The 3,093-nt window shown below is 56.3% G+C and carries 3 protein-coding genes; all 3 read left to right on the top strand.

What is annotated here, in order from left to right:
* A partial coding sequence (locus AB7F49_RS39250; protein ID WP_428533413.1) for a dihydroorotase occupies positions 1 to 782 on the top strand: 782 nt, incomplete at its 5' end.
* Between the two features lie 33 nt (positions 783 to 815).
* Positions 816 to 1,832: an ABC transporter substrate-binding protein gene (locus tag AB7F49_RS39255; RefSeq protein WP_428533416.1), complete on the top strand. Its 1,017-nt coding sequence runs from the start codon at positions 816 to 818 to the stop codon at positions 1,830 to 1,832.
* A 38-nt stretch (positions 1,833 to 1,870) separates the two neighbouring features.
* A partial coding sequence (locus AB7F49_RS39260) for an amidohydrolase family protein (protein WP_428533419.1) occupies positions 1,871 to 3,093 on the top strand: 1,223 nt, incomplete at its 3' end.

Here is a 3,093-nt window from a genome sequence, read left to right on the forward strand (position 1 = left end):
GAACGGACATGGGGGCGTGGGATGATCGGTCTCCTTGGTACACCGAAGCGCATCACATACGCAGCTTCGGCTACCTAGCCAAGATGGCGGGCTGCCCGATTTATATCCAGCATTCAACAAATCCGCTCAGCTTCGAGGAAATCCGCAAAAGCCGGGCCGAAGGAATACGCATGATTGCGCAGACCGGCTCGCCCTGGCTGTTTTTTACCCGGGACGACTGGCGGATCAATGTGCCGCTAAGGAATCGCGAGGCAATAGAGGCGACGTGGGAAGCGCTTCGCGACGGAACGATCGACGCTGTCGGTTCGGATCATGTGGTTGCTCGCGGCACCAGAAAGAAGATGGAAGCCGAAGGAGTCTGGTCCAAAGAGAAGAGCGGCTTTCCCTCGCGCGTTGAGGCGCATTTGCCCGCGATGCTTCACGCAGGGATCAATGAAAAGAGGATTACCTGGGAGAGGCTCGTAGAGGTGTGCTGCGAAAATCCCGCACGGATCTTCGGCCTCTATCCCAAAAAGGGAGCAATTCTCCCGGGAAGCGATGCTGATTTGGTTGTTATCGACATCGATAGAGAAGTGGAGGTGCGAGACGACATGATTCACAGCCGTCCTGGTTGGTCTCTGATGTCTGGGCGCAAGATCAAAGGATGGCCGGTCATGACCATGCTGCGTGGTCGTGTGATCGCAGAATGGCCCGACGATGCGCCTCGCCCGCAAATTGTCGGTGAACCGTTTGGACGCTATTTGCCGCGCAAGGGCCGGCCCGACAATGGCAAGCTTTACTGAAAGACCGGGGACACTTGATGAAAGGGTAGCCAAATGACTCGTGCAACGAATATGACGGCGAATGCCATCTTTACGACTGCGCTAGGTATGTTGTGGTTGTCTCTTCCAGTCTCTGCTTACGGCCAAAAGAAGGATGCGCAGGCAGCACCGCCTCCAATTAAGGTGACCGTAGGCGTTACGGCGGTGGGCGCCGTGCAATGGCCTTATTACGTTGCTGAAGCCAAGGGCTTCTACAAAGAAGCGAACATCGACATTCAAGTCACTGCGATGGAGTCGAATACCCGAACTGTGCAAGCGTTAATCGGCGGTGGCGTTCATATCGCTGGAGGAAGTCCGGACCCGCTGCTGAAGGCGGTCGCGACCGGTAATGCTGACCTGATCATCGTCGGCTCTGTCATTAATCGCCCGATATATAGCTTCGTGACGCGGGGCGACATTCGATCGTTTAACGATCTGAAGGGTAAGCGGGTCGGCGTGTCCGCCCTCAAGTCTATGGACGGTCTATGGATGGACGAGGTTCTTAAGAAGAACGGCGTCCGCAATGAAGTCGAAGTTGTCGAAATTGGAGGGACGAGCGCGCGGTATGCCGCACTCCGCGCGAATGCGATTGCGGGCGCTTGGCTCGGCCAGCCGCAAGACTTCAAGGCGATAAGCGAAGGGTTTCGGCTGCTTGGCTATTCCACGATGGCCTATGACCAGCTGATCTGGAGCAGCTACAGCACGTCGCGCAAAATCGCGGAAAAAGATCCGGAGTTGATCGAGCGGTTCCTGGCCGTGCAGCGCAAGGCACACCGGTGGCTGTATGATCCTGCGAACAAGGAAGAAGCCATTCGCATTCTCGCGGAAAAATCGAACACCGCTCTCAAGGATGCGGCGGCTACATACGATCTGTGGATTGGCCAAGAATCTCTGTCGAAGAACGGCGAGGCAACATCGGCGGGCATTCAATCGATGATTGGTTACTTGGTTGCTGCCGGCGAGCTGAAGAATACAATCACGGTCAACCAGGTCTTCGAAAACAAGTTTATGGAGCGGGTTCTCGCCAAGTAAGTCTTCGAGAGACCGTTAGTGGTACTTGCGAGGGCGCAATGGCCAATCTCGTCATAGAGCGCGCCACCATCTTGCCAATGGGCGAGCGTGTGGCCATTTTGCCCAACCACCATTTGATAATCAGGGACGGAAATATCCAGCAGCTTGGCGAGGGACCGGCACCTGAGGATGCGATTCCGGCCGGGGCGCGTCGCATTGACGCCGCCGGCCGGCTTGCGATGCCGGGTTTGATCAACACCCATACACATTCGTACCAAACGCTGCTCCGAGGTGCGTTCGACAATCTGAATTTACTGCCTTGGCTTAGAAAGGTGTACAGCGCTGGAGCAGTCCTGCATCCGGAGGATTGCCTGATCAGCGCGCAACTGGCAGCTCTTGAATTGGTTCGTTCCGGCGTGACGACAGTGTGCGATCATCACTTCACGAACCAATCCGTTAATCACCCTGCAGCGACGACCGAAGGTTTGCTCTCGGCAGGGATTCGCGTCGTTGTTGCGCGTACCGTGATGGACGGCGGCGAGGTGGTCCCGTCGGTTCTGGTGGAGACGGCGGATCAGGCATTTCGCGAAACCGACAGTTTGATGCAGCGCTTTTCGACCCGCCCGCTTCCTTTTGGAAGGCTCAGTTTTATGACGGGGCCAAATACCCCGCCTGTTTCATCGAGTCCCAGCCTCTGCAGCGCTTGCCGCGAATACGCGGACCATCGCGGCATTGGCATTAGCAGCCATATTGCTGAAGCATGCGGAGTGCTTGACTTGGTACGCAAGAAGTATGGCGCTGGCGGTGTCGTCGAGCTGGTGCATCGCCACGGTTTGACGGGCGAGGGCAGCGTATTTGCACATGTCGTGCATGTTTCGCCATATGAGATACGGCTGCTGGCGGAAACCGGAACGGCGGTTTCCCATAACCCCGTAAGCAATATGCTGCTGGGCGATGGAGTCGCCCCGGTGAGCGAGATGCTTGCCGCTGGAGTTACGGTGAGTCTCGGCACGGATGGCGCTGCATCGAATCACACACAAGACATGTTTCAGGTCATGAAATTCGCTTCTTTGTTGCAGCGCGTTCATCATCTCGATGCGCAAATAATCACGCCTTACCAGATTATCAGGATGGCCACGCATGGTGGCGCGAGGACGTTAGGACTTGAACGCTTCTGTGGCACTTTGGAAAATGGCAAGAGGGGCGACGTAATCATCGTGGATTTGAATAGCCACCCCCGAAACGTTGGAGCGCACAACGTCGTCAATCAACTCGTGCACGT

It is taken from the genome of Pseudorhodoplanes sp., assembly GCF_050250235.1.
GTDB lineage: Bacteria > Pseudomonadota > Alphaproteobacteria > Rhizobiales > Xanthobacteraceae > Pseudorhodoplanes.

What these genes read in the sequence shown, in the direction of transcription:
- AB7F49_RS39255 (WP_428533416.1), top strand. Translation starts at nt 816, where the DNA reads ATGACTCGTGCAACGAATATGACGGCGAATGCCATCTTTACGACTGCG.